This is a genomic window from Gordonia sp. NPDC057258 (assembly GCF_042668985.1).
Lineage (GTDB): Bacteria > Actinomycetota > Actinomycetes > Mycobacteriales > Mycobacteriaceae > Gordonia > Gordonia hongkongensis.
Window position 1 is genome coordinate 49,520 of the sequence record NZ_JBHUXZ010000011.1, and the last position, 23,122, is coordinate 72,641.

Here is a 23,122-nt window from a genome sequence, read left to right on the forward strand (position 1 = left end):
TCAGACGGATGCGGCCGCGACCAGCTGCGCAGCACGATCCCGGGCCCACCGATCGGCGGCGAAGACCTCTTCCACAGTACCTGGCGTCCGGCGCCACTGATCTGCCTCGCCGAGCACCTCCTCGATGACCTCGACGATGCGCGGGAACCGGATCGCACCTGCGAAGAACCCTGCTGCGGCGGCCTCGTTGGCGGCGTTGTAGACGGCCGTCAGGCTGCCTCCCGCCGCACCGGCGCGTCGAGCCAGGTCGATCGCCGGGAACACCGCGTCGTCGACGGGCTCGAACGTCCACGACGACGCAGTCGAGAAGTCGCAGGCCGTCGACGAACCGGGCACCCGGTCCGGCCATCCCAGGGCCAGGGCGATGGGCAGCTTCATCGACGGCGGTGAGGCCTTCGCCACCGTCGCCCCGTCGACGAAGGTCACCATCGAGTGCACGATCGACTGCGGGTGGACGGTGACGTCGATGTGGTCGTAGTCGACGCCGAACAGCAGGTGCGCCTCGATGACCTCGAGGGCCTTGTTGACCAGGGTCGCGGAGTTGAGCGTGATCATCGGGCCCATCGACCATGTGGGATGTCGGCCGGCCTGCTCGGGGGTGACGTCCTCGAGTTGCGCACGGGTCCATCCGCGGAACGGGCCACCCGACGCGGTGAGGACCAGTCGATCCACCTCGGCGGCCGTTCCCGCGCGCAGGCATTGCGCGATCGCGGAGTGCTCGGAGTCGACCGGGACGATCTGCCCGGGAGCGGCGGCGTCGAGGACGAGCGCCCCGCCGGCGACGAGTGATTCCTTGTTGGCCAGCGCGAGCCGGGCACCCGATCGGAGTGCGGCGAGGCTGGGCGCCAGGCCGATCGAGCCGACGACGGCATTGAGGACGACATCGACCCCGGTGTCCGCGGCGACGGCGTCGATCAGATCGCACATGGCGTCCGGTCCATTCAGGACCCGGCCGCCGAGACGTTCGCCGAATTCCTGCGCCCGCGTGGCGTCGGCGACGGCGATCCGCGAGGCCGGCACGCCGAACGCGGCGGCCTGATCGGCGAGCAGATCGGGATTCGACCCGCCGGCACCCAGACCGGCGACCTCGAAACGATCCGGATGCTCGGCGATCACCTCGAGAGCCTGTACGCCGATGGAACCGGTGGAGCCGAGGATCAGCACGCGTGTGGGCACGCACCCATTCTGGACCATCCTCGTCGAGGAACCGCCGCCGCCGGTGACACCGGACCGACCTGCGGGCAGGAGGTGCCGCTATGCTGCTCGGAGAACTACTACCGATCGTCAGACATCTGACGTCCGCGCTGTGAGGAGTGGCTGTGGCAAGCACCGATGTGGAGCACACTGTGGGGCACGGCGATGGGGGGCATGGCGAAGTCGAGGTCATCGACACCGGCTGGCGCCGCGAGCCCGCCGATGCCCCGTCCGCCCGGTTCGGCTGGCACGGAGCGGCGACCAAGACCTTCTACGGTGCGGCCATCTTCTTCGCGCTGTTCCTGCTCGCGATGATCATCGGCAACCACACCGGACGCATCGAGGACCTGTATCTCATCGCCTTCGCCGCGGGCACCCTGTTCTTCGCCGTGCGCGGATGGTGGATGAACCGCGGAAAGTGGTCCTGACCGGCCACCTCGCCACATCTACGACAAACGCCGAGCGGTGATCCGCTCGGCGTTTGTCGTCTGCGCGGTCTGAGCCGGTCCCTGTCCGGCACATCGAGGTCTCAGCGCTCTTCGGCCGCCAGCTGTCCACAGGCAGCGGCGATCTCCTGCCCGCGCGTGTCGCGAACGGTGCACGAGACTCCCTGCTCGCGGACCCGGCGTACGAACTCGCGTTCGACCGGTTTGGGACTGGCGTCCCATTCCGAACCCGGCGTCGGGTTCAGCGGGATGAGATTCACGTGAACGAGTGACCCGAGGGCCCGGTGCAGCTTCTCCCCCAGCAGGTCGGCCCGCCAGGGCTGGTCGTTGACGTCCCGGATGAGTGCGTACTCGATGGAGACGCGCCGTCCGGTGGTGTCGGCGTAGTAGCGGGCCGCCTCGAGCACCTCGGCGACCGACCACCGGTTGTTGACCGGGACGAGGGTGTCGCGCAGTTCGTCGTCGGGCGTGTGAAGCGAGACGGCGAGCGTCACCGCGAGCCCCTCGTCAGCGAGACGGCGGATCGACGGCGCGAGACCGACGGTCGACACGGTCACCGAGCGGGCGGAGATCCCGAGGCCCTCCGGCGCCGGCGATGTGATCTGCCGGACGGCGCTGACCACGCGCTTGTAGTTGGCCAGCGGCTCACCCATTCCCATGAACACGACGTTCGAAAGGCGTCCGGGCTCGCCGAGTTCCCCGTCGCGCAGCGCGCGGGCCGCGGCCCGCACCTGATCGACGATCTCGGCGGTCGACAGGTTGCGGTCCAGTCCGCCCTGCCCGGTGGCACAGAACGGGCAGGCCATGCCGCAGCCCGCCTGGCTCGAGATGCACAGCGTGTTGCGATCGGTGTAGCGCATGAGGACGCTCTCGAGGAGCGTGCCGTCGTGCAGGCGCCAGAGCGTCTTGCGGGTGGAGTCGTCGTCGCAGGAGATGTGCCGGACCGGGGTGAGCAGCTGCGGGAAGAGCTTGTCCCGCACCGATTCGCGCGACGCCGCCGGCAGATCCGTCATCTCGTCGACGTCACCGTTGAGGCGCGCATAGTACTGGCGGGCCAGTTGATCGGCCCGGAACTTCGGCAGCCCCAGGTCGGCCAGCGCCGCGACGCGACCGGCGGGGTCGAGGTCGGCGAAGTGTGTCGGCGGCCGCCCACGCTTGGGCGCGTCGAACACAAGTGGCAATGAGGTCATTTCGCCATTGTCGCATGTCATGATGAAGTGATGACGACACCCGAGGACCGACGGCACACGGGTTCGGTACCGGCGTGGGGCGAACAGCCCGCCGGGTCACCGCCACCGGCGACCGGTCACGCGCACACCCCGGAGCAGCACGCCCCTGACCCGGACCATCGCGATCGTCTCCGCCGCACGGTCGCCGACGTGGAGCACACGCGGACGCGCGCCACCTGGTTCGGCGTGGTGATCGGCGCGATCATCCTGGTCCTGTTGCTCGTCTTCATCGTGCAGAACCTCCAGTCGCAGACCATCGACTTGCTGTTCTGGGAGGTCAACCTGCCCCTCGGGGTCAGCCTGCTGATCGCGGCCATCGCCGGTGCACTGGTCGTCGCGCTCGTGGGCGGCCTGCGGATGCTGCAACTGCGGCGCGCGCTGAAGAAGGCAGCCAAGTAGCGTCCGGCGGCGCGGTGGCGCGTGCTCAGAGCAGCGCGGTGAGCACGACCCACACCACGAACGCCGACGGCAGCAGGCTGTCGAGCCGATCCATGATGCCACCGTGGCCGGGCAGCAGCGTGCCCATGTCCTTGATCCCGAGATCGCGCTTCACCTGGGATTCGACGAGATCGCCGAGGGTCGCGCAAACCACCAGGACCGGCCCCAGGATGATGCCGATCCACCAGTGGCTCTCGAGCAGGAACACCACGCAGCCGACGGCACCGACAGTGCCGACGACGAGCGAGCCCACCATGCCTTCCCAGGACTTCTTCGGACTGATCGCCGGCGCCATCGGGTGCTTGCCGAACATCACGCCCGCGGCATAGCCGCCGACGTCGGAGCACACCACCACGACCATCAGCGTGGCCACTCTGGCAGCCCCGTCGTCCTGTACCACCAGGTGGGCGCCGAACGACGCGAGCAGTGGCAACCACGCCAGCACGAACACGGTGACGGCGAGGTCGCGGAGGTAGTTGACCGGCGCCTTGTCGATGCCCTGCCCGAGGAGCTTCCACACCATCGACACCAGGGCCGTCGCCACGAAGGCGACGAGGGCTCCGGTCGGACCCCAGGGCCAGCTCGCCCAGATGATGGCCTGGCCGCCGATGAGCAGTGGCCAGAGGGCGACGTCGTAGCCGCCGGTGCGGAGACGTTTGATGACCTCCCAGGTGGCGACCGCGAACGCGACCGCCACGAGGCCGTACCAGACCTTCGGGACGAAGATCAGGATCGCGATGATGCTGATGCCGAGTGTGCCGCCGACCGCGATCGCGGCCGGCAGGTCGCGGCCGGCGCGCGACTTCTTCTCACCGCCCCGTTGCGGAACCTCGTTCACACCTCGAGCAATTCGTCTTCTTTGTGCTTGACCAAGTCGTCGATCTGGTGCACGTAGGTCGCCGTGGTCTTGTCCAGTTCCTTTTCGGCGCGCGACACCTCGTCCTCGCCGGCCTCGCCGTCCTTCTGGATGCGCTTGAGTTCGTCGGCAGCCTTGCGGCGCACGTTGCGGATCGCGACCTTCGCGTCCTCACCCTTGCCCTTGGCCTGCTTGACCAGATCGCGGCGACGCTCCTCGGTGAGCTGCGGGACGGCGACGCGGATGATCGTGCCGTCGTTGGTCGGATTGACCCCGAGGTCGGAGTTGCGGATCGCGGTCTCGATGTCGCGCAGCGTCGACGCCTCATACGGCTTGATCACGACGAGTCGCGGTTCGGGCGTGTTGATGCTCGCGACCTGGGTCACGGGGGTCATCGAGCCGTAGTACTCGATGTTGACCTTGTTGAACATGGCCGGGTTCGCCCGCCCGGTGCGGATGGAGCCCATGTCCTCCTTGGCGACGTTGACCGCCTTCTCCATCTTCTCCTCGGCGTCGAGCAACGCGTCGTCGATCATCTTCGTCCTTGTTCCGTTCGGTCGGTGTTCTCGTCGATCTCGGGGTCAGGCGCCGGTTCAGGTGCTGACCAGGGTGCCGATGCGGTCGCCTGCGACCGCACGGGCGATATTGCCCTGCTGGAGCAAATTGAACACCAAGATCGGCATCTTGTTGTCCATACACAGGCTGAAGGCCGTCGCGTCGGCGACCTTGAGCTCCTTGTCGAGCACCTCGCGGTGAGTGATCTCGGTGAAGAGGGTGGCGTCGGGGTTGGTGCGCGGGTCGGCGTCGTACACGCCGTCGACCGCCTTGGCCATCAGGACCACCTCGGCCTTGATCTCCAGCGCACGCTGGGCCGCGGTGGTGTCGGTGGAGAAGTACGGCATCCCCATGCCGGCGCCGAAGATGACGACGCGGCCCTTCTCCAGGTGCCGCTGGGCACGCAACGGGAGATACGGCTCGGCGACCTGCCCCATCGTGATGGCGGTCTGCACCCGGGTCGAGATCCCGCGCTTCTCCAGGAAGTCCTGCAGCGCAAGGCAATTCATGACCGTGCCGAGCATGCCCATGTAGTCCGAGCGACTTCGGTCGAGCCCTCGTTGCTGGAGCTCGGCGCCGCGGAAGAAGTTGCCGCCGCCGATCACGACGGCGACCTGGACACCGGAATTGACGACGTCGGCGATCTGGTCGGCGACGGTACCCACGACGTCGGGGTCGAGCCCGACTTCGCCGCCACCGAACATCTCGCCGCCCAACTTCAGCAAGACCCTACGGAATCCATCCCGCCGGATGGGGTCGGACGCTTCACTCATCGGCTTCCTCACTCGTCGGTTCGGTGAACTATCGTACGTCGTCACCGGAACCGACCCGCGATACGCGTCGTGCGCGCCGCGCGAGGGTGCCCTGGGGATTCAGCCGCGTAGGGCCGCCTCGAACTGCGGCCAGGCACGATGCAGTTCGTCCTGCCAGTACGGCCACGCATGGGTCCCGCCCTCGTAGAGGTGGAACGTCGCCGGCACACCGATGTCGCGCATCCGCCGCTGGAGGTTCCTCGTGCACTGCGCCGTGGCGGTCTCGATCACCGCCCCGATCGCGATCTGGTCGAACAGCTTGGAGCCGTTGCCCTCGATGCCGGGGCCGTCGAGGGTGTCGTACCGGCCCGGCATCCCGGATCCGTTCGAGACGTAGATCGACGTGCCCCGGAACGCCTCGGCATGCAGGTACGGATCGTTGGCACGCCACGCGGGATCGTCGGGAGGTCCCCACATGTTCAGGGTGTTCGCACCGCCGCGGCCCTCGACGACCATCCGGACGACGGCCTGGCCGAGCGGATCGCTGGTCTGGGCGCAGCCACTGAATGAGCCGATCGCCTGATAGACCGACGGCGCGTGCAGGGCCAGCTGGAACACCGACGTGCCCGCCATCGAGATCCCGGCGATCGCGTTGCGCCCGGCGCCGTCGAAGCGCTCGTCGATCGTTGCCGGCAACTCCTCGGTGAGGAAGGTCGCCCACTTCTGCCGCCCCAGCACGGGGTCGGACCGCTGCCAGTCGGTGAAGTAGCTCGCCGCGCCGCCCATCGGGACGACGACGTTGACGTTCTCGTCGGCGAAGAAGGTCCGGATGTCGGTCCGGTCGAACCAACTGCTCCCACCTTCGCCGCCGGCCGCGCCGTTGAGGAGGTAGAGCGTCGGGGCGGGCCCCTGTCCGCGGGCCGGCCACACCTTGACCGGGACCACCCGACGCATCGCCACCGACCGGACGGCGACCTCGATCTCACCCCCGCGCTGTACCGTCTCGCCGACGATGCGAGCGGGCGCGGGTGTCGCGGCGGCGGGCGCCGCCAGTCCGAGTGTCGCAGCGAGCAGCGCGATCACGAGGGTCGCGGTCCGCACCGTCGTGTGCAGGTTCCCCGGTCGGTCACCGTTGGCAGACCCGTCGTCCATACCCCTCGCCTTCATTCGGGTGCGACCGCCGTCACACGCGCAACCCCGGCAGTGTGCCCGACGCACCGCCCGATGTCCACATGGGTCAATCGTCCAGCACCGCAACGGCATTCGATGAGACAGGGAGACAGGGACTGATACAACGTCTCATCGCACCACGGTTGTCCCGTTTCCCCGGCCGTCGAGGTTACCGTGCGGTAGGGTGCGTCCCGGTCGGCCGCTCCACCGTCGGGGACACCTCGGACATCTCTGGTGCGTCGGTCGCCGGATCCACTTTCCCGCAGGCGAATCGAGGAGCACACATGATGAAGTTCGGCCTCATCGAGGAATGGGAGCCCCGTCCCGGTCACCTGACCAGCTGGGTGGCCTCCCTCGCTTCGGTGACGAATGCCGATCGGGCTCCTGTGCATCCCTCCCCACCGTCCCACCAGCAGGAGGAGTACCTGCGTGTGGCGTGGCGCAACGAGTCCGCGGGTTTCCGTTTCGCGCGGCTCTGCCTGATGGCGTTCGACGTCTCGGCCCCACTCGACGTGTCCGCCATGACGAGCGCGGTCAACGAGTTCGTGCGGCGCCACGACAGTTTCCGGTCGTGGTTCTCGATGGAGGACGGCGGTTCGGTCCTCCGCCATCTCGTGCCCCCGGAGGTCGTCGAACTCATCCCGGTCGTATACGGAGACCGCGACGCCGTACAACTGCGGACGCACGTGCAGGACGAGACCTCGGGGCCGTTCAACTGGGACTGCTTCACCTTCGGGGCCATCGAGTGGGAGGGCGGGTTCACCCTCTACGCCGCCGCCGACCATCTCAACACCGACGGGATCTCCCAGGCCATCACCTGCGTGGATCTGTTGACCCTCTACATGAATGCGGCCTTCGGCGGCGACGCCGAGCTGCCCCCGGTCGGCAGCTACCTCGACTACTGCGCGCGCGAGCGCGCCGTGTCGCGCCAGTTGACCCGTCGATCACCGTACGTCCAGCGTTGGATCGACCTGGTGCAGGCCAACGGCGGCCGGCTGCCCGGTTTTCCGTTGCCGCTCGGCACCCGCGCGCAGACCTACACGCGCAGCGCGATCGTGAACTCGACCCTGTTCGACGAGCCGACCGCCGCGCGCTTCGAGCAGATCTGTCGCGATCTGGGCGCCAACATGATTGCCGGGATCATGACGGCGGCCGCCCTCGTGTACGCCGAATTCACCGGTCGAAGTGAGTATTTCGGGATGACACCGAAGAGCACGAGATCGGGCGCCGCGGAGTTGAAGTCGGTGGGCTGGTTCACGAGCCTGATCCCCGTTCCACTCACCGTCGACGACGACACCACGTTCCGCTCCCTGGTGCCGGAGGCTGCGCGCAGCTACGAGTCCGGAAAAGAACTGACCGACATCTCGTTTCACCGGGTTCTCGAACTCGTGGAACCCGCCGACGAGATCGCGGTCCGGTCCGGCTGGGCGGTGCCGATGGTGTCCTACATCGACGTCCGCAAACTACCCGGTGTCGAGATCTTCGAAGCCGGGAACGGGTGCCTCTTCGGCAATCGTGGTAGCAGCGAAGAGGTGTACATGTGGGTCAATCGGTTCTCCGGCCAGACCTCGATCACGTTGCTGTACCCCGACACCGAGATCGCGCGCGAGTCCGTCACGCAGTATGTCGAACGATTCGTCGCGGTGATGTCCGCGGTCGCCGACCTGGGCGACTACCGACCCTTGCTGCCGGCCCTCGCACCGTGACCGCCGGCCCCGCGGCGGGCCGGGAGACGACGGGCGCTCTGCGCGATCGTCCGGGGGCCTGGGCGGCTCTCGCGGGATGCCTGCTCGGGGTGTTCATGCAGATGCTGGACACCACCATCGTCAACATCGCTCTGCCCGATCTCGCCCGGGATCTCGGCGCGTCGACGTCGCAGCAACTCCTGGTGCTGACGGTGTACACCCTGTCGTTCGCGTGCACCCTGCTGACCGCAGCGACACTGGGGGCGCGTGTCGGACGCCGGCGGATGTTCGTGGTCGGGATGGTGGCCTTCACCGTGACGTCGGTGCTGTGCGGTGTGGCGACCGGTCCTGCTGAAGTCATCGCCTGTCGCGGAATACAAGGCGTGAGTGCGGCGCTCATGTCCGCGCAGACCCTGGCTCTCATCGCGGCCCTGTTCGACAAGAGGCGTCACGGACTGGTCTTCGGCGTCTACGGGGCCGTCGCCGGTATCGCCGCCATCCTCGGTCCGGTGATCGGCGGCTTCCTCGTCGACGCCGACGTTCTCGGATGGGGCTGGCGCGCGATCTTCTTCGTCAACGTGCCGCTCGGCCTGCTCTCGTGCCTGCTCGCCCACCGCCGCCTACCCGACGCGCGCGAACCGTCGCCGGGACGCGTGGACGTCCCGGGCGTGGTGCTGTCGGCAACGGCGCTGTTCCTGCTGCTGTACCCGCTGGCCCTCGGACGCGAGTTGGGGTGGCCCCCGATCCTGTGGGGGATGATCGGGACGGCCGGAATCCTGTTGACGCTGTTCGCTGTTCACGAGGTGCGTGTCGACGCCCGCGGTGGCACTCCCCTGTTACGACCACGGCTGTTCGCCTCGCGCCGCTTCGCGGTCGGGCTTCTCCTGTCGCTCCTGTTCTTCAGTGTGTTCGCCGGGTTCTTCTTCACCGTGTCGATCTCGGCTCAGTTCGGACTCGGCTACTCGGCCTTCGGGACCGGGATGCTGGCCCTGCCCTTCGCGATCGGCGCCGCGGTCGGCTCACTCGCCTCACCACGCGTGGTCGCCCGCATCACCGCCCCGCACACCCTGATGGCCGGATCCGTCGCCGTCGGAGCCGGATTCGTCTGGCTCGCGATGATCATCGAACCGGCTGCGGAGACCCTGCCGGTGCTTGGCATCCTCGGTCCCCTCGTACTCGGCGGTCTGGGGACGGGTGTGTTCATCGCACCGCTGCAGGCCGTGATCCTGTCCGACACGACCGAAGCCACGGTGGGCACGGCAACCGGGACGATCCCCACTGTTCAGCAGATCGGCGCCTCGATCGGGCTGGCGGTCGTCACCCTCTTCTTCTTCGGTCAGGTGGCCGGCCGGACAAGCGAGACGGTTCCGGCGGTGAGAGCCGAACTCGTTGCGTCGCTGTCGGAGTCACCGGTTCGCCCGGTGCTGCACGGGGCGGTCGCCGATCGTTTCGCATCCTGCGCGAGCGATCAGCTGCGGTCCGCACATCCGGAGCGACCGGCGCCCGCCTGCGCGGGCGGACCGACGTCGCCGGCGGTCGCCGCGGTCGCCGCGCAGGCACGGCCCTGGACTCAGGATGCGGCGCGGTCTGTGACCGCTCGGACTTTCCTGGCCGCGCTGAGGACGACCTTGGTGATGCTGGGTCTCGTCGCCGTGGCGATCGGGGCACTCGCCGCCGCTCTGCGGACGCGACGGACCCCATGAACGCACATCGCCCCGTCTCCTCGACGGAGACGGGGCGATGTGGAACGCGTTCGATCAGGCCTGGCCGACCTCGAACCGGGTGAAGGCCTTGACGGTCACACCGGCGTCGTCGAGCAGGGCCTTGACGGACTTCTTCGAGTCCTGAACCGAGGCCTGGTCGAGCAGCACGACGTCCTTGTAGAAGCCGTTGACGCGACCTTCGACGATCTTGGGCAGGGCCTGCTCGGGCTTGCCCTCCTCCTTGGCCGTCTGCTCGGCGATACGACGCTCGTTCTCGACGACGTCCGCGGGGACCTCGTCGCGGGTGGCGTAGCGCGCCTTGAGCGCGGCCACCTGCATCGCGGCGCCGCGAGCGGCCTCCTCGGCGGCCTCGCCCTCACCGGTGTAGGACACCAGCACGCCGACGCCCGGAGGCAGGTCCGACGCGCGCTTGTGCAGGTAGACGGCAACGGGACCGTCGTAGTAGGCCACGCGCCGGAGCTCGAGCTTCTCGCCGATCTTGGCCGAGAGAGCCGCCACGGCCTCGTCCACGGTGCCGTCGCCGAGCGGAGCCTTCTTCAGCTCGTCGAGGTCGTTGGTCTTCGCCGCGGCCGCCGCGTTCACGATGTCGTCGGCGAGCTGCTGGAACTCACCGTTCTTCGCGACGAAGTCGGTCTCGGAGTTGATCTCGATGAGCGCGCCGCCCTTGGCCGCGACCAGGCCCTCGGCCGTGGAGCGCTCGGCGCGCTTGCCCACGTCCTTGGCGCCCTTGATACGCAGCTCATCTACGGCCTTGTCGAAATCGCCGTCGTTGTTGGCCAGCGCGTTCTTGCAGTCGAGCATTCCAGAGCCGGTGAGCTCACGGAGACGCTTCACATCAGCTGCGGTGTAGTTCGCCATCGTCGGCGAGCCTCCTTAGAGAAAGTGTTGGGACCGGACTGCGAGCAGTCGGGACTACTGAGCAGCCGGGGCGTCGGTCGCGGCGGCGTCGCCGGCCGGTGCCGCAGCCTGGGTCAGCAGTTCCTGCTCCCACTCTGCCAGCGGTTCGCCACTGCCGGCCTCGGGCTTGGCGTCGCCACTGGCGGCGCCGGCACGGGCCTGGACGCCCTCGGCCACGGCCGAGGCCACGACGCGGGTGAGCAGTGCTGCGCTGCGGATGGCGTCGTCGTTGCCCGGGATCGGGTAGTCGACGAGGTCGGGATCGCAGTTGGTGTCCAGGATCGCGATGACCGGGATGTTCAGCTTGCGCGCCTCGCCGACGGCGATGTGCTCCTTGTTGGTGTCGACGACCCACACGGCCGACGGAACCTTGGCCATGTCGCGGATACCGCCGAGGGTGCGCTCGAGCTTGTTCTTCTCACGCGTGAGCATGAGGATTTCCTTCTTGGTGCGTCCCTCGAAACCGCCGGTCTGCTCCATGGTCTCGAGCTCCTTCAGGCGCTGCAGGCGCTTGTGGACGGTCGAGAAGTTGGTGAGCATGCCACCGAGCCAGCGCTGGTTGACGTACGGCATGCCGACACGGGTCGCCTCCGCGGCGATCGATTCCTGTGCCTGCTTCTTGGTGCCGACGAAGAGGATGGTGCCGCCGTGGGCGACGGTCTCCTTGACGAACTCGTACGCCTTGTCGATGTAGGTCAGCGTCTGCTGCAAATCGATGATGTAGATGCCGTTGCGGTCGGTGAAGATGAATCGCTTCATCTTCGGGTTCCAACGGCGGGTCTGGTGCCCGAAGTGTGCGCCGCTGTCCAGCAGCTGCTTCATGGTCACGACAGCCATGATCGTCCTTTTCTCGCAGTTGTCGTCGGTACCGTCGGTACCGACCCTGGCGCCTGCGGCCGAGTGCCACCCGAGACGGCATGGGCCGTTCCGGGACTGCTCACTTGGCGTGTGTTTCTCGACTGTGCTGGTCAGGGCGTCGAAGCCCGGAGCGTCACAGACCTGAGTGCAGGCGCGCGAAGTCACCTCATCAACGAGCGATGAGGTGCGTGGGAGAGTTTACGCCGCGGCGGATGGAACACCAAAACGCCTTCGCCCACGTCGGAGACGGTTGTGGTCATGCAGTCGGAGACGGTTGTGGTGATGCAGTCGGAGACGGTTGTGGGCGGATCCCATCCGGCTTCCGCTGCGTCCAATCACCGTGCCATCCCGATCACTGCGTGTCCTCGCCGCGTTCCTGCCGACTGTCCTCTGCGTCGTCGGTCCGGTCCCGGCCGCCGCGTCCGTCGGTGTGTACGCGGCGCCGTTGTCGCCCCGGCCCACCGTGGTGACCGCCTACGACGAGCCCGAGAAGCGATGGCAGCCCGGCCACCGAGGCGTCGACCTCGCGGCCGGGCGCGGCCAGACCGTCCGCGCGGCGGGCGCCGGTCGCGTGCGCTTCGCGGGAACGGTCGCCGGACGGCCGGTGGTCTCGGTGTCCCATCCCGACGGCGTGACCACGACGTACGAGCCGGTGGAGGCGAGTGTCGACGCGGGTGATCACGTCTCACGAGGTGAGGTCATCGGGACCGTGATGACAGGTCATCCGGGATGCCCGGTGCCCGCCTGCCTGCACTGGGGCGCCCGACGCGGTAGCGGCCGTGCGGCGGACTACCTGGACCCGCTCGGCCTGCTCGGGGCCGTGCGCGTCCGACTCAAACCGGTCGACTGACGGCGGTCACGCTCGCGGGTGCGCCTGTCGATGGACGGCCCGCAGACGTTCGACGCTCACATGCGTGTAGATCTGCGTCGTGGCGAGCGACGAGTGTCCGAGCAGTTCCTGGACGACGCGCAGGTCGGCACCACCCTCGAGCAGATGAGTGGCGGCGCTGTGCCGGAGTCCGTGTGGCCCGGTCGCCGGGCCTCCGCTCGCCTCGACCGCGCGTGACACGACCGAGCGCGCCATCCGCTGGTCGAGCCGTCCCCCGCGGGCACCCAGCAGCAAGGCTGGTCCGGACGCGTCGGTCACCAGGGCCGGGCGTCCGGAACGCAGCCAGGCGTCGATCGCGCGGGCGGCGGGCTCTCCGTAGGGGACCGACCGTTCCTTGTCGCCTTTGCCGATCACCCGCACCACCCGTCGCCCGGCGTCGACGTCGCCGACGTCCAGCCCGCACAACTCCCCCACTCGAACTCCGCTGGCGTACAACAACTCCAGGATGACCCGGTCCCGCAGGGCGATCGGGTCGTCGGGGGCACGATCCACTCCGGTGGCCGCGATCGCGGCTTCTGCCTGGGCGGGGGCCAGTACGGCGGGCAGGGTCCGGTGCGCCTTGGGCGCCTTCAACCGCTGTGACGGGTCGGCCGCCAGGTAGCCCTCGCGGACCGCCCACGCGCAGAACGTCTTCGCCGCGGAGACCTGCCGGGCCACGGTCGTGCGCGCGGCGCCGCGCCGGGCCAGTTCCGCGAGCCAGGCCCGCAGCAGCGGGAGATCGATGTCGGCCACCGCGATTCCGCGGGCACCGGCGAACGAGACGAGGGCGCGAGCCCCACCGACATAGGCGCGGATCGTGTGCTCGCTGCGCCCTTTCTCCAGGCGCAGGTGATCGGCGAAGTCGTCGAGCATGGTCACGACCTCACCGCGTCGGGCACCCGAGTGCAACCGCACACGCGGCGTCGTGGCCGAATCGGTGCCTGTCCGGCCTGTGGGCCTCAGCCCTGGACGCCGACGGCCTCCTCCTCGGCCCGCAGGTCGGCCTTCCATTGCCGGAACCCCTCCTCGGTCCGGCCGCGCCGCCAGTACCCGGAGATCGAGGCGTTGGCCGCACCCACGCCGCGTTCCTTGCGGATGTAGGCACGCAAGTTGTGCATGACCGCTTGCGCCTCTCCGTGGATGAACACGTGCGGTTCGCCGTCGAGCCATTCCGTCGCGCGCACGGCCGCGATCAGCGGGGCGTTGTCACCGGCGAGCGAATCGTCGACGTCCGCCGCGGGTCCGCCGCGGTGCACCCAGGAGACCTGCGCCTCGGCGGGTGCGTCGAGGTCGAGTTCGTCGTCGGGGCCGGCGACCTCGATGAAGACCTTGGCGACGGCGTCGGCGGGAAGGGCTTCGAGTGCGGCGGCCACCGCGGGGAGACCCGCCTCGTCGCACGCCATGAGATGCCAGGGGGCATCGGATCGCGGACGGTAGCCACTACCCGGCCCGATGAAGCGGATCGTCTCGCCCGGCTCTACCGAGGCCGCCCAGGGGCCGGCAATGCCCTCGGTGCCGTGCACGACGAAGTCGACGACGAGCTCGCGGGCCTCCGCATCGACCCGCCGCACCGTGTAGGTACGCAACACGGGTTGCCGCTCGGGGGGCTCGTTCGAACGGATCTCCTGGAGATCGAACGGTTCGGGATAGCTGACACCCGGCGGGGCGAAGACGAACTTCACATACATGTCGGTGTCGGGTTCCCCGGACTTGTTCAGGGCCGGTCGAAAGTCGTCGAACCCCTCCCCGCCCAGGTACAGGCGTACGAAATGCGGGCTGATCCGCTCTCTCCGTAGCACCGTCATCGTGTTCACGCGTTTCGCCATCGAACCTCCCTTTCGGGTCAACCCTACGCCTACGAGATTAGGCCACCCTTAGCTTTAGGCCGGCGAACCACCCATCCGCGGTTGTAAGGTTTTCTATCGATCAAGCGATGTGAATTTGAGACTTTGCCATTCCTAAAGTCAGACGTCGCGAGACCCGACCAGAGGTGACTCCATGCCGGATCAGCCCGTGGACCAGTCCACCACGCGCCGCAGCTCGCGGCTCAGTGTGGACGACTGGTTGGAGGCCGCGACCCAGATCCTGGTCGACGACGGGATCGATGCCCTCAAGATCTCGCGCCTCAGCGCGCGCCTCGGTGTGACCAAGGGCAGCTTCTACTGGCACTTCACCGACATCGGGGCGCTGAAGACCGCGCTCGCCGAACACTGCCGACGTGCCCAGTCGGCGGCGGCCGACCGGATCGAGGCGCTGGAGGCCCTACCACCGGTCGAACGGGTCGAAGGGATGGCCCGTCTGCTGTCGGATCCTCGTCGCTGGGCGATGGAGTCCGCCCTGCGCCGCTGGGCCCAGACGGACGAGTCGATCGCGAACTCGGTCGATGCACTCGACTGCCGGATCTTCTCGATCGCGATCTCCGCGATGCGTGAACTCGGTTTCTCGGAGGCCGAGGCACACGCTCGCGCGACGACGCTTCTGTACGCGGGAATCGGTTACGTCCATGCTCATGGCCGTCTGAACGAGGCGACGGTCGAGGATCTGCATGTCATCATCGAGATCCTCACCCGCCGCTGAGGTCACGCCAGCCGCCATCGTCCGTCCACGTTCTCCACATACCCCTTGATGTCGAGGTGCGCGAGCGCCGCGCGGACGGTTCCGATGTCGAGGCCGGCGGCGAACGCGATCTCGTCGATCCCCACTCCACCCCGGCCGGGAATGGCGTCGTGGACCCGTAGTTGCTCGGCGTCGAGCGCGTCGGTCGGTTTCGCGCGGCCGCGGCCGATGTCGCCCCCACCGTCGGGTCGTACCAGGTTGACCACCGACGCGACGTCGGACACCAGCACGGCGAGCTCGTCGGCGATCATCCGGTGGCATCCCACCGAGGTCGCCGAGGTGACGGGACCGGGAACGGCTCCCAGCGGCCGGCCGAGCTTGCGCGCCCATGCCGCAGTGTTCGCCGCGCCGGACCGTCGCCCGGCCTCGATGACCACGGTCGCGCCGCTCATCGCGGCGACCAGTCGGTTCCGGGTGAGAAATCGATGTTTCGCCGCTATCGTCCCGGGCGGGTACTCGCTGATCACCGCGCCCGTACGCGCGATCGCGGTCAGCAGCGACGAGTGTGACGCCGGATAGTCGCGGTCGATCCCACACGCCATCACCGCCGCGGTCACCCCGCCCGCCGCGACGACCGCGCGGTGAGCGGCGCCGTCGATGCCGAACGCCCCGCCGGACAGCACCGCGAAACCCTGGGCCGACAACCCCGACGCGAGCGTCTGCGTGACGTGTTCGCCGTACGACGACGCGGCACGGGACCCGATCAACGCGACCGACGCAGCGGCGAGGTCGTCGAGCCGGGCCGGACCGCGCACCCACAGGGCGAGCGGTTCACCTCCACGAGCGGCCGTGTCGGCCTGCCCCAGCGCCAGCAGCGACCAGGCCGGCCACTCCGGATCGGCACGGGTCACCAGGCGCGCACCGATCCGCTCGGCGGTGTCCAGATCATCGATCGCACAGTCGGATTCGCTCCGGGCATCAGTGGCGGCGAGCACCGCCTCGTGGCCGCCGGGCACGGTGCGTCGGCGGATCGCCGCGGCCGCCTCGACCGGACCGATGTCGTCGACGAGCGCGATGACCGCGGCGCACGGCGGTTCGGCGACCCGCGCCAGATAGGCCCAGGCGATGGATTCCGGCGACCGGGGTTCCGACGAATGGGCGGAGATCACCAGGTCGCTCCTCGGTCTCGGTACAGAAGTGCCTGTGCGACATCGTCTTCGACGGGACGCCCGGACCCGCTCAGATCGCTGAGGGTCCATGCCAGCCGCAGAGCGCGATCGGCACCGCGGGCGGTCACGCGGCCGTCTCGGAGGAACAGTTCGATGGGCCGCAGCACGTCGGGCGGCAGCCGGAACCGCTGCCGCAGCGCGGACCCGGGAACCTCGGCATTGGTGCGCCACCCGAATTCCGACCACCGCTCGATCGCAGTGGCTCGCGCCGCGGTGACGCGGGCCCGGACGTCGGCACTCGACTCCCCGGCACCGCTCATCAGCGCGGTGTTGCCCGGTGGGTCCATCCGCACGCGGATGTCCACGCGGTCCAGCAGCGGTCCGGACAACTTGCCCAGATAGCGCCGCCGCACGACGGCCGTGCAGACGCAGTCGACGTCGTGGGCGGGCGCGCACGGGCACGGGTTCGCCGCGAGGATCAGCTGAAAGCGCGCGGGGTAGACCGCCATGCCGTCACGCCGGGGCACCCGGACCTCGCCGTCTTCGAGGGGTTCCCGCAGGGATTCGAGCGACTTGACACTCATCTCGGCGCACTCGTCGAGGAACAGCACTCCCCGATGCGCCTTGGACGCCGCGCCCGGCCGGGCGAAACCGGTACCGCCACCGAGCAGGGCCGTGATCGATGAGCTGTGGTGCGGGGCGACGAACGGCGGTTCGGTGATCAGCGGACGTCCGGGCGACAGCTCCCCCACCAGGGAATGGATCGCCGTCACCTCCAACGAGTCCTCCAGACCCAGCGGCGGCAGAATGCCCGGCAGCCGCCGCGCGAGCATCGTCTTGCCGATCCCCGGCGATCCGGTCATCAGGACGTGATGAGCTCCCGCGGCAGCGATCTCGAGCGCGTGCCGGGCCTCGTGCTGCCCCACGACGTCGGCCATGTCGGGGGCCGGCGGCGCCTGCGTCGTCGTCGCCGCGTGCACCGTGTCGAGCACGTGGTCACCGGCCAGCCACTGCGTCACCTCTTTCAGACTGCTCGCTCCACCGACGTCCATCCCCTCGACGAGCGCGGCCTCGGCAACGGTCTCGATCGGCACCACCGCCCGTCGATACCCCTCCTGCCGCGCCGCGATCACCGCCGGCAACACCCCGCGGATCGGCCGCACGGTGCCGTCCAGACCGAGCTCGCCCAGAAAAACCGTCGACGACAACTTCTCCGCCGACACCTGTTGCGTGGCAGCCAGAATGGACACGGCCATCGACAGATCGAACCCCGGACCGATCTTCGGCATATCGGCCGGCGACAACGCCACCGTCACCTTCAACTCGGGAAAACTGAACCCGGAGTTCTTGATCGCAGCCCGCACCCGATCCCGCGCCTCCCGAACCGACGAATCCGGATTACCCGTCACCGCGAACCCCGGCAGACCCGAACTCACACTCGCCTGCACGTCGACGACCTGCGCGACAAAGGCATTGAGCCCCACCGCCTGTGTTTGCCCCAACATGGGCACAGTCTCACCGGAAACACGCGTGGCGGGCGGCGCCGAACCACTCACACAGCCGATCTGTGGATGACCTCGCGGTTGTGCACCACCGTTCACAGCAGCCCGACTAGGCTCGACAACCGATGGACGACGGAACATTCGACGATGCGTTCGTCGGCGATCTCGACCGACTACTCCGATGGCGACGCGACGTCCGTTGCTTCCGCCGCGAACCACTCGAACCCCACGTGCTCCCCGACATCCTCGACGCAGCCGAACTGGCTCCGTCTGTGGGCAACAGCCAACCGTGGCGCTGGGTCGAGGTCCGGTCCGCCGAAGCCCGGCAATCGGTGCGCGACAGCTTCACTCGCTGCAACGCCGACGCGCTGGACGGTTATACGGGCGAACGCGCACAGCTGTATTCGTCGCTCAAGCTCGCCGGTCTCGACGACGCTCCCGTCCACCTCGCCGTGTTCTGCGAACCCGGTGTCGAGCAGGGCCGGGGACTCGGCCGACAGACAGTGCCCGAGACGCTGGAGTATTCGGTCGTCACCGCGATCTCCACACTCTGGCTGGCGGCGCGGGCCCGAGGCGTCGGGGTGGGGTGGGTGTCCATCCTCGAACCCGAGGAGGTTTCCGAGGCACTTGCGGTACCGCCGGCCTGGAAGCTTGTCGCCTACCTGTGTATCGGCTACCCCGCGCACGACTCGGAGACACCGGAACTCGAACGTGTCGGCTGGCAATCACGGACGAGGTCCGAGAAGCGGTTCTTCGTGCGCTAGGACGTCGCCGAAGCTGCAGCCCGAGCCCGGGCCAGCTTGAGGTCGCGGTAAAAGGGGTTGTGCGAGTTACCTTCTAGATTCAGCGGCACATCCAGCTGGCGGATCAGTGCTTCCTCGACCAGCCAAGGTTCGTCGACTGCCAACCACGAGACCCGGGTGTTGTCACCCATCCACTCACTGAGGACCGGCTCGCCGACGCCGAAATGCCTTTTCGTCCCGTGTAGGGCGAGCTGGATGCCGAGCTCATCAGCCAGGAGAACACCGAGACTGAGGCGCGGAGTCGACGTCGACGCTCGTCCTCGGTAGTGCGTTCGCAGCCGACGACGGAGATTCTGCCGACTGACCGCCCGACGCGGAGGGTCTCCTGGGGCTGATGCCGACATATGGGAGTGTCATGCCATCTCGGCTCCGGCAGTACGACACGTCCATGAGGTGGGAGGGCGGGCGTTGGAACCACCAGCCATATACGCCTGGCGACGCAGGGACCACAGAACCGGCATGGAGGACCTCGCCGCGGTCATACATCGGCGCACCGAGAAGTTGGCCGACACGGACGTTCGTACCTGCCGAATCGGAGGGTCCCAACGTGCTCCCATCCTGCGGACGAACGCCCCTCGACACCAGATCGTGACCCCGCGGACCGCGCGATCCGCATGTAACTCCAGTAACAATAGTCACGTCAATCACTTCTGTCGCAAGAGTAACTGGAGGACGCGCGTGTCTAGCCGTCTCACCACGAGTGTCCGACTGGCCCTCGCCGGGGTCATCGCCTTCAGCGGCACCGCGGTCGCGCTGACGACCGGTGCCGGCGTCGCGCACGCCGCGCCGTGCGGCAACGCGAGCACGGGCTCGAGCTTCCTGGGCTTCGGGTCCAGCGGTTCCAGCGGCTCGAGTGGCTCCAGCGGGTCGGAGGGCTCGTCGGGCAGCTCGATTCCGAACCCGGGACCGCAGCGGCCGTTGATCCCCTATGTCGGTTCCAAATCCCGCACCGTCGGATGGGTCACGGGCCCGCTCAGCGCCAACCGCACATTCAGCCGGTTCGGTATCGGCGGCACCGATCTCGGCGTCTCCTGGGACAACGGCCGCGGCCAGACGCTGATGGCCTTCGGAGACACCTTCGGCAACTGCAACGCGCCGGGACAGCAGTGGCGGCACAACGTGCTGCTCCGCACCGACGACGACAACCTCGCGAACGGACTCTCCGTCCCGGCCGGTCGCGCCGGCGACGTGACGTCGGGTTCGGTGATCGCGCCCGGTCAACCGAACTACGCGCAGGAACTGATCCCGTCGCTCGGCATCTCCAACGTCGAGGTCACCACGATCCCGACGGCGGCCATCTCTCTCCCGCACGGCGACGGCTTCCGCCAGTACGTCAACTACATGTCGGTGCGCTCGTGGGGTTCGCCGGGCAACTGGGTCACCAACTTCTCGGCGATCGCCCATTCCGACGACAACGGCCAGACCTGGGTCACCGACCAGGACACGATCCTCATCAATGCTCCGGTCTCACTCCGACTGCCCGGCGAGTTCCGTCCGATCGAGTTCAACAACGGCAAGTTCCAGCAGAACGCCTACGTCCGCGGCCGGCCCGGGACACCCGAAGCCGAGTACGTCTACCAGTTCGGCACCCCGAACGGACGATTCGGCGCCGCCTTCCTCGCGCGGTTCAAACCCACGGACATCCTCGACCTCGACGCGTACGAGTACTGGGCCGGGAAGAGTCGCGGCTGGGTGGACGACATCGCCGCGATCCCCGACGACGGCTCGGCGGTCGTCGTCCGACAACCGGTCACCGAACTATCGGTCGCCTGGAGCCCGTACCTCGAGAAGTACGTCATGCTCGATGGCGACAACGACATCACGCTGCGCACCGCCGATCATCCCGAAGGTCCGTGGAGTGCACCGAAGACCATCGTGCCCCGTGGTGCGCTCGTCGTCTACGGACCGATGATGCTCCCCAACTCCCCCGCGCTGCAGGGGGATTCGAAGGAGCTCTACTTCAACGCATCGCGGTGGAGCGACTACAACGTGATGCTGATCCGGACCGATCTGAGCAAGCTGTGACATCCGGGCTCACACGTGCACACCCTGGTGATGCCGCACCTGCGCACGAGCCAGATCGTCGGGAGCGGCCTGGTCGAGGCGCACGCTGACGACGTCGAACCGGATCTGCGTCCATCGCCGATCCTGCGCCGCCAGCCACATCCCCGCGAGTCGGCGCATCCGGGCGAGCTTCGACGGCGTGACCGCCATGACCGGATCGTCGTACGTGCGGCTCGCGCGGGTCTTGACCTCGACGATCACCAGGACCGACCCATCCGCGGCCACCAGATCCAGTTCGCCATAGCGGGTACGCCAATTGCGCTCCAGGACAGTCCAGCCCAGGGATATCGCGTAATCCGCGGCCACGTCCTCACCGAGCCGGCCGATATGACCGCGGCGATCGGGGCGAGGATGGTCGCGCGCTTGTGCACTCATGCCGATCAGATTCGCGCAGAACCGGTTTCGCCGACCGTCCGAAAGCGAGCAACGCCCTGATCTGTGAACGATCAGGGCGTTGTCAACAGATTGCGCGTGGTCAGGGCTCGTCGGGCAGGCGGAGTTCCGACTTCTCGAGTTCCTCGATGTTGACGTCCTTGAACGTGATCACGCGGACCTGCTTGACGAACCGCGCCGGGCGGTACATGTCCCACACCCAGGCATCGCTCATGCGGAGTTCGAAGTAGACCTCGCCGTCGGTGTTGCGCGGGATCATCTCGACCGCGTTGGCGAGATAGAAGCGCCGCTCGGTCTCCACCACGTAGGAGAACTGCCCGACGATGTCCTTGTACTCGCGGTACAGAGAGAGTTCCATCTCGGTTTCGTACTTCTCGAGATCCTCAGCACTCATCCTGTCAGCCTATCCCTGTTGTCGTTTGCGCTGGTGACCACACGTGCCGCGACATTACGGTACGACATGCGGTGTTGTGGTGAGGGGCCGGCGGCGTCGATGCGCGACATGTGCAACGCCGTGCTGTAGCCCTTGTGGATGGCGAAGTCGTACCCGGGCAGGTCGTCGTCCATGGCGACCATGATGCGGTCTCGGGTGACCTTGGCGATGATGCTGGCGGCGGCGATGCACGCGGCCGCCCCGTCTCCTCCGATCACGGGCAGGGACGGCGCCGTCAGTCCCGGCACCGCGAAACCGTCGGACAGCACGTACCCCGGTTTCACGTCGAGGGCGGCCACCGCCCGGCGCATGCCCTCGATGTTCGCGACGTGGATGCCGATGCGATCGATCTCGGCGGCTTCGATGATCACCGCACTCCAGCTCTGCGCGTAGCGCGTCACCGAGCGGTACAGCTCCTCGCGGGTGCGCTCGGTCAGACGTTTCGAGTCGTCGAGGTCGGCGAGGGAGACGAGCTGCGTCGGCTTCAAGACGCAGGCCGCCACGACCAGCGGGCCCGCGCACGCTCCGCGGCCGGCTTCGTCGACCCCCGCCACGGGCCCCAGACCCTGCCGGTGCAGGGCGAATTCGAACGTCCGCAGGCCCGCGGCACGGCGGACGGGTGAGCGGGGTGGCCATCGAGTCGTCACAGCTGTCTCACCCCTGCTGCGGATTGAACGAACCGACACCACCGATCCGCGAGAAGGGGTAGATGATGAACCGGACCTTGCCGCGGATATCGCTGACCGGGACGGTGCCCTGGTACTGGTCCTCGACGTGGTAACGCGAGTCCTGCGAGTTCAGTCGATTGTCACCCATGACCCACACATTGCCCTCGGGCACGGTGATCGGACCGAAATCCGGCCCGAGACACGGAGGCACCTGGTCGCCCGGCCCGGCGACACCGGGCCCGAACGACGCAACCGTCTCCTCCTGGAGCTTCATGTCGATGTAGGGCTCGCGCAACGGGCGACCGTTGACCTTCACGCCGACGCCCTCGTCGTTGCGACATTCCACCGTCTGACCGCCGGTCGCGATGACCCGCTTGACGAGGTTGTTCTCGTCCGGCGGCGCGAACCCGAACCACGACAGCGCATCCTGCGCCTTGTGCATCACCGGATTCGTCGATCGGGGCGACACCCAGGCGCCGTTCCACGACTCCGACGGGCCCTTGAAGACGACGACGTCGCCGGGTTGCGGATCACCGAACCGGTACGTGAGCTTGTCGATCACGATGCGGTCGTTGGTGCAGCCGTCGCACCCGATGAGGGTGGACTCCATCGACTCCGACGGGATGACGTACTGCCGACCGATGAAGGTCTGCAGCACCCAGGTGAGGAGAAGGACGCACCCCACGATGATGACGACTTCGCGCAGGAGCGAACCCGAGCCGGACTTGCGCTTGCCGCGCTCGTCGGCATCGGATTCGGCCGGGTCGGTCTTCAACCTCCACGGACGCTTGGCGTCGTCGGCGCGGTCGTCGTCGGGGGCATCGTGGGGTCGCTGTGTGTCGGCCACCTCGTCAGGTTAGAC

General features: G+C 68.0%; 25 protein-coding genes. 8 read left to right on the plus strand and 17 right to left on the minus strand.

What is annotated here, in order from left to right; all coding sequences use genetic code 11:
- A complete protein-coding gene (gene dxr / locus ACFUEJ_RS10400; protein ID WP_388029096.1) occupies positions 1-1,176 on the minus strand; it encodes a 1-deoxy-D-xylulose-5-phosphate reductoisomerase in 1,176 nt (391 codons plus the stop codon).
- A 143-nt stretch (positions 1,177-1,319) separates the two neighbouring features.
- On the opposite strand from dxr, the gene ACFUEJ_RS10405 reads away from it, so the two are divergent.
- A complete protein-coding gene (locus tag ACFUEJ_RS10405; protein WP_065628975.1) occupies positions 1,320-1,622 on the plus strand; it encodes a DUF2631 domain-containing protein in 303 nt (100 codons plus the stop codon).
- Positions 1,623-1,723: 101 nt separating this feature from the next.
- On the opposite strand, the gene rlmN is transcribed toward ACFUEJ_RS10405, so the two are convergent.
- Positions 1,724-2,830 carry a 23S rRNA (adenine(2503)-C(2))-methyltransferase RlmN gene (gene rlmN, locus ACFUEJ_RS10410; protein WP_065628976.1) on the minus strand — a complete coding sequence of 369 codons (1,107 nt, stop codon included), beginning with the start codon at positions 2,828-2,830 and terminating at the stop codon, positions 1,724-1,726.
- A gap of 30 nt (positions 2,831-2,860) precedes the next feature.
- On the opposite strand from rlmN, the gene ACFUEJ_RS10415 reads away from it, so the two are divergent.
- On the plus strand, positions 2,861-3,268 hold the full coding sequence (locus tag ACFUEJ_RS10415) for a lipopolysaccharide assembly LapA domain-containing protein (protein ID WP_058250101.1): 408 nt from the start codon (positions 2,861-2,863) through the stop codon (positions 3,266-3,268).
- Positions 3,269-3,293: 25 nt separating this feature from the next.
- On the opposite strand, the gene ACFUEJ_RS10420 is transcribed toward ACFUEJ_RS10415, so the two are convergent.
- From ACFUEJ_RS10420 to ACFUEJ_RS10435, 4 genes are all read right to left on the minus strand, one after another.
- Positions 3,294-4,145, minus strand: coding sequence for a phosphatidate cytidylyltransferase (locus tag ACFUEJ_RS10420; protein WP_159370638.1), 852 nt, complete (start codon positions 4,143-4,145; stop codon positions 3,294-3,296).
- Complete coding sequence (gene frr / locus ACFUEJ_RS10425) at positions 4,142-4,699, minus strand: ribosome recycling factor (RefSeq protein WP_058250099.1); 558 nt, start codon at positions 4,697-4,699, stop codon at positions 4,142-4,144. The genes ACFUEJ_RS10420 and frr overlap by 4 nt, the downstream gene beginning before the upstream one ends.
- Before the next feature lie 57 nt (positions 4,700-4,756).
- Positions 4,757-5,491, minus strand: coding sequence for a UMP kinase (gene pyrH / locus ACFUEJ_RS10430; RefSeq protein WP_058250098.1), 735 nt, complete (start codon positions 5,489-5,491; stop codon positions 4,757-4,759).
- Between the two features lie 99 nt (positions 5,492-5,590).
- Positions 5,591-6,622 (minus strand): alpha/beta hydrolase, encoded by a 1,032-nt coding sequence (locus ACFUEJ_RS10435; protein WP_388029101.1) that lies wholly within the window; start codon positions 6,620-6,622, stop codon positions 5,591-5,593.
- 302 nt (positions 6,623-6,924) lie between these two features.
- On the opposite strand from ACFUEJ_RS10435, the gene ACFUEJ_RS10440 reads away from it, so the two are divergent.
- Positions 6,925-8,346 carry a condensation domain-containing protein gene (locus ACFUEJ_RS10440; protein ID WP_388029104.1) on the plus strand — a complete coding sequence of 474 codons (1,422 nt, stop codon included), beginning with the start codon at positions 6,925-6,927 and terminating at the stop codon, positions 8,344-8,346.
- A 95-nt stretch (positions 8,347-8,441) separates the two neighbouring features.
- Positions 8,442-10,028: an MFS transporter gene (locus ACFUEJ_RS10445; protein ID WP_388029220.1), complete on the plus strand. Its 1,587-nt coding sequence runs from the start codon at positions 8,442-8,444 to the stop codon at positions 10,026-10,028.
- A 54-nt stretch (positions 10,029-10,082) separates the two neighbouring features.
- On the opposite strand, the gene tsf is transcribed toward ACFUEJ_RS10445, so the two are convergent.
- Together tsf and rpsB are read right to left on the minus strand one after the other, a co-directional pair.
- Complete coding sequence (gene tsf / locus ACFUEJ_RS10450) at positions 10,083-10,907, minus strand: translation elongation factor Ts (protein WP_388029107.1); 825 nt, start codon at positions 10,905-10,907, stop codon at positions 10,083-10,085.
- Positions 10,908-10,961: 54 nt separating this feature from the next.
- The gene (gene rpsB / locus ACFUEJ_RS10455) at positions 10,962-11,783 is read right to left on the minus strand and encodes a 30S ribosomal protein S2 (RefSeq protein WP_058250093.1); all 822 of its coding nucleotides are present in this window, start codon (positions 11,781-11,783) and stop codon (positions 10,962-10,964) included.
- A gap of 361 nt (positions 11,784-12,144) precedes the next feature.
- Here rpsB and ACFUEJ_RS10460 point away from each other — a divergent pair, with 361 nt between their 5' ends.
- Positions 12,145-12,654: a M23 family metallopeptidase gene (locus ACFUEJ_RS10460; protein WP_388029110.1), complete on the plus strand. Its 510-nt coding sequence runs from the start codon at positions 12,145-12,147 to the stop codon at positions 12,652-12,654.
- Between the two features lie 6 nt (positions 12,655-12,660).
- Here the strand turns inward: ACFUEJ_RS10460 and ACFUEJ_RS10465 are convergent, their stop codons facing one another.
- Both ACFUEJ_RS10465 and ACFUEJ_RS10470 read right to left on the minus strand, forming a co-directional pair.
- Entirely contained in the window at positions 12,661-13,545 is an 885-nt protein-coding gene (locus tag ACFUEJ_RS10465) for a tyrosine recombinase XerC (protein ID WP_388029223.1), read from the minus strand.
- Between the two features lie 86 nt (positions 13,546-13,631).
- The gene (locus ACFUEJ_RS10470; protein WP_388029112.1) at positions 13,632-14,498 is read right to left on the minus strand and encodes a siderophore-interacting protein; all 867 of its coding nucleotides are present in this window, start codon (positions 14,496-14,498) and stop codon (positions 13,632-13,634) included.
- 172 nt (positions 14,499-14,670) lie between these two features.
- On the opposite strand from ACFUEJ_RS10470, the gene ACFUEJ_RS10475 reads away from it, so the two are divergent.
- Complete coding sequence (locus ACFUEJ_RS10475) at positions 14,671-15,249, plus strand: TetR/AcrR family transcriptional regulator (RefSeq protein ID WP_388029115.1); 579 nt, start codon at positions 14,671-14,673, stop codon at positions 15,247-15,249.
- 2 nt (positions 15,250-15,251) lie between these two features.
- Here the strand turns inward: ACFUEJ_RS10475 and dprA are convergent, their stop codons facing one another.
- Together dprA and ACFUEJ_RS10485 are read right to left on the minus strand one after the other, a co-directional pair.
- Complete coding sequence (dprA, locus tag ACFUEJ_RS10480) at positions 15,252-16,394, minus strand: DNA-processing protein DprA (protein ID WP_388029226.1); 1,143 nt, start codon at positions 16,392-16,394, stop codon at positions 15,252-15,254.
- Positions 16,394-17,902, minus strand: a complete 1,509-nt coding sequence (locus ACFUEJ_RS10485; protein ID WP_388029117.1) for a YifB family Mg chelatase-like AAA ATPase — start codon at positions 17,900-17,902, stop codon at positions 16,394-16,396. Before ACFUEJ_RS10485 ends, dprA begins: the two co-directional genes overlap by 1 nt.
- Positions 17,903-18,024: 122 nt before the next feature.
- On the opposite strand from ACFUEJ_RS10485, the gene bluB reads away from it, so the two are divergent.
- Positions 18,025-18,663 (plus strand): 5,6-dimethylbenzimidazole synthase, encoded by a 639-nt coding sequence (gene bluB / locus ACFUEJ_RS10490; RefSeq protein ID WP_159370634.1) that lies wholly within the window; start codon positions 18,025-18,027, stop codon positions 18,661-18,663.
- On the opposite strand, the gene ACFUEJ_RS10495 is transcribed toward bluB, so the two are convergent.
- Positions 18,660-19,046, minus strand: a complete 387-nt coding sequence (locus tag ACFUEJ_RS10495; RefSeq protein ID WP_343213052.1) for a GIY-YIG nuclease family protein — start codon at positions 19,044-19,046, stop codon at positions 18,660-18,662. The genes bluB and ACFUEJ_RS10495 overlap by 4 nt on opposite strands.
- 334 nt (positions 19,047-19,380) lie before the next feature.
- Between ACFUEJ_RS10495 and ACFUEJ_RS10500 the strand changes: the two genes are divergently transcribed.
- Entirely contained in the window at positions 19,381-20,727 is a 1,347-nt protein-coding gene (locus ACFUEJ_RS10500; RefSeq protein WP_388029121.1) for a DUF4185 domain-containing protein, read from the plus strand.
- Positions 20,728-20,736: 9 nt separating this feature from the next.
- On the opposite strand, the gene ACFUEJ_RS10505 is transcribed toward ACFUEJ_RS10500, so the two are convergent.
- The 4 genes from ACFUEJ_RS10505 to lepB form a co-directional block, all read right to left on the minus strand.
- Entirely contained in the window at positions 20,737-21,141 is a 405-nt protein-coding gene (locus ACFUEJ_RS10505; RefSeq protein ID WP_065628985.1) for a YraN family protein, read from the minus strand.
- A gap of 100 nt (positions 21,142-21,241) precedes the next feature.
- A complete protein-coding gene (locus ACFUEJ_RS10510; RefSeq protein ID WP_388029123.1) occupies positions 21,242-21,553 on the minus strand; it encodes a DUF2469 domain-containing protein in 312 nt (103 codons plus the stop codon).
- Positions 21,550-22,239 carry a ribonuclease HII gene (locus ACFUEJ_RS10515; RefSeq protein ID WP_058250085.1) on the minus strand — a complete coding sequence of 230 codons (690 nt, stop codon included), beginning with the start codon at positions 22,237-22,239 and terminating at the stop codon, positions 21,550-21,552. The genes ACFUEJ_RS10510 and ACFUEJ_RS10515 overlap by 4 nt, the downstream gene beginning before the upstream one ends.
- Before the next feature lie 7 nt (positions 22,240-22,246).
- On the minus strand, positions 22,247-23,107 hold the full coding sequence (gene lepB, locus ACFUEJ_RS10520; protein WP_058250084.1) for a signal peptidase I: 861 nt from the start codon (positions 23,105-23,107) through the stop codon (positions 22,247-22,249).
- Between the last annotated feature and the right edge of the window lie 15 nt (positions 23,108-23,122).

Bases quoted from the DNA above. Each gene is read 5' to 3' on its own strand.
- ACFUEJ_RS10470 (WP_388029112.1), bottom strand. From the start codon at position 14,498: ATGGCGAAACGCGTGAACACGATGACGGTGCTACGGAGAGAGCGGATC.
- ACFUEJ_RS10475 (WP_388029115.1), top strand. From the start codon at position 14,671: ATGCCGGATCAGCCCGTGGACCAGTCCACCACGCGCCGCAGCTCGCGG.
- tsf (WP_388029107.1), bottom strand. From the start codon at position 10,907: ATGGCGAACTACACCGCAGCTGATGTGAAGCGTCTCCGTGAGCTCACC.
- ACFUEJ_RS10510 (WP_388029123.1), bottom strand. From the start codon at position 21,553: ATGAGTGCTGAGGATCTCGAGAAGTACGAAACCGAGATGGAACTCTCT.
- ACFUEJ_RS10440 (WP_388029104.1), top strand. From the start codon at position 6,925: ATGATGAAGTTCGGCCTCATCGAGGAATGGGAGCCCCGTCCCGGTCAC.
- frr (WP_058250099.1), bottom strand. From the start codon at position 4,699: ATGATCGACGACGCGTTGCTCGACGCCGAGGAGAAGATGGAGAAGGCG.
- rlmN (WP_065628976.1), bottom strand. From the start codon at position 2,830: ATGACCTCATTGCCACTTGTGTTCGACGCGCCCAAGCGTGGGCGGCCG.
- rpsB (WP_058250093.1), bottom strand. From the start codon at position 11,783: ATGGCTGTCGTGACCATGAAGCAGCTGCTGGACAGCGGCGCACACTTC.
- ACFUEJ_RS10505 (WP_065628985.1), bottom strand. From the start codon at position 21,141: ATGAGTGCACAAGCGCGCGACCATCCTCGCCCCGATCGCCGCGGTCAT.
- ACFUEJ_RS10465 (WP_388029223.1), bottom strand. From the start codon at position 13,545: ATGCTCGACGACTTCGCCGATCACCTGCGCCTGGAGAAAGGGCGCAGC.
- ACFUEJ_RS10435 (WP_388029101.1), bottom strand. From the start codon at position 6,622: ATGGACGACGGGTCTGCCAACGGTGACCGACCGGGGAACCTGCACACG.
- ACFUEJ_RS10415 (WP_058250101.1), top strand. From the start codon at position 2,861: ATGACGACACCCGAGGACCGACGGCACACGGGTTCGGTACCGGCGTGG.
- bluB (WP_159370634.1), top strand. From the start codon at position 18,025: ATGGACGACGGAACATTCGACGATGCGTTCGTCGGCGATCTCGACCGA.
- ACFUEJ_RS10495 (WP_343213052.1), bottom strand. From the start codon at position 19,046: ATGTCGGCATCAGCCCCAGGAGACCCTCCGCGTCGGGCGGTCAGTCGG.
- pyrH (WP_058250098.1), bottom strand. From the start codon at position 5,491: ATGAGTGAAGCGTCCGACCCCATCCGGCGGGATGGATTCCGTAGGGTC.
- ACFUEJ_RS10485 (WP_388029117.1), bottom strand. From the start codon at position 17,902: ATGTTGGGGCAAACACAGGCGGTGGGGCTCAATGCCTTTGTCGCGCAG.
- ACFUEJ_RS10445 (WP_388029220.1), top strand. From the start codon at position 8,442: ATGCAGATGCTGGACACCACCATCGTCAACATCGCTCTGCCCGATCTC.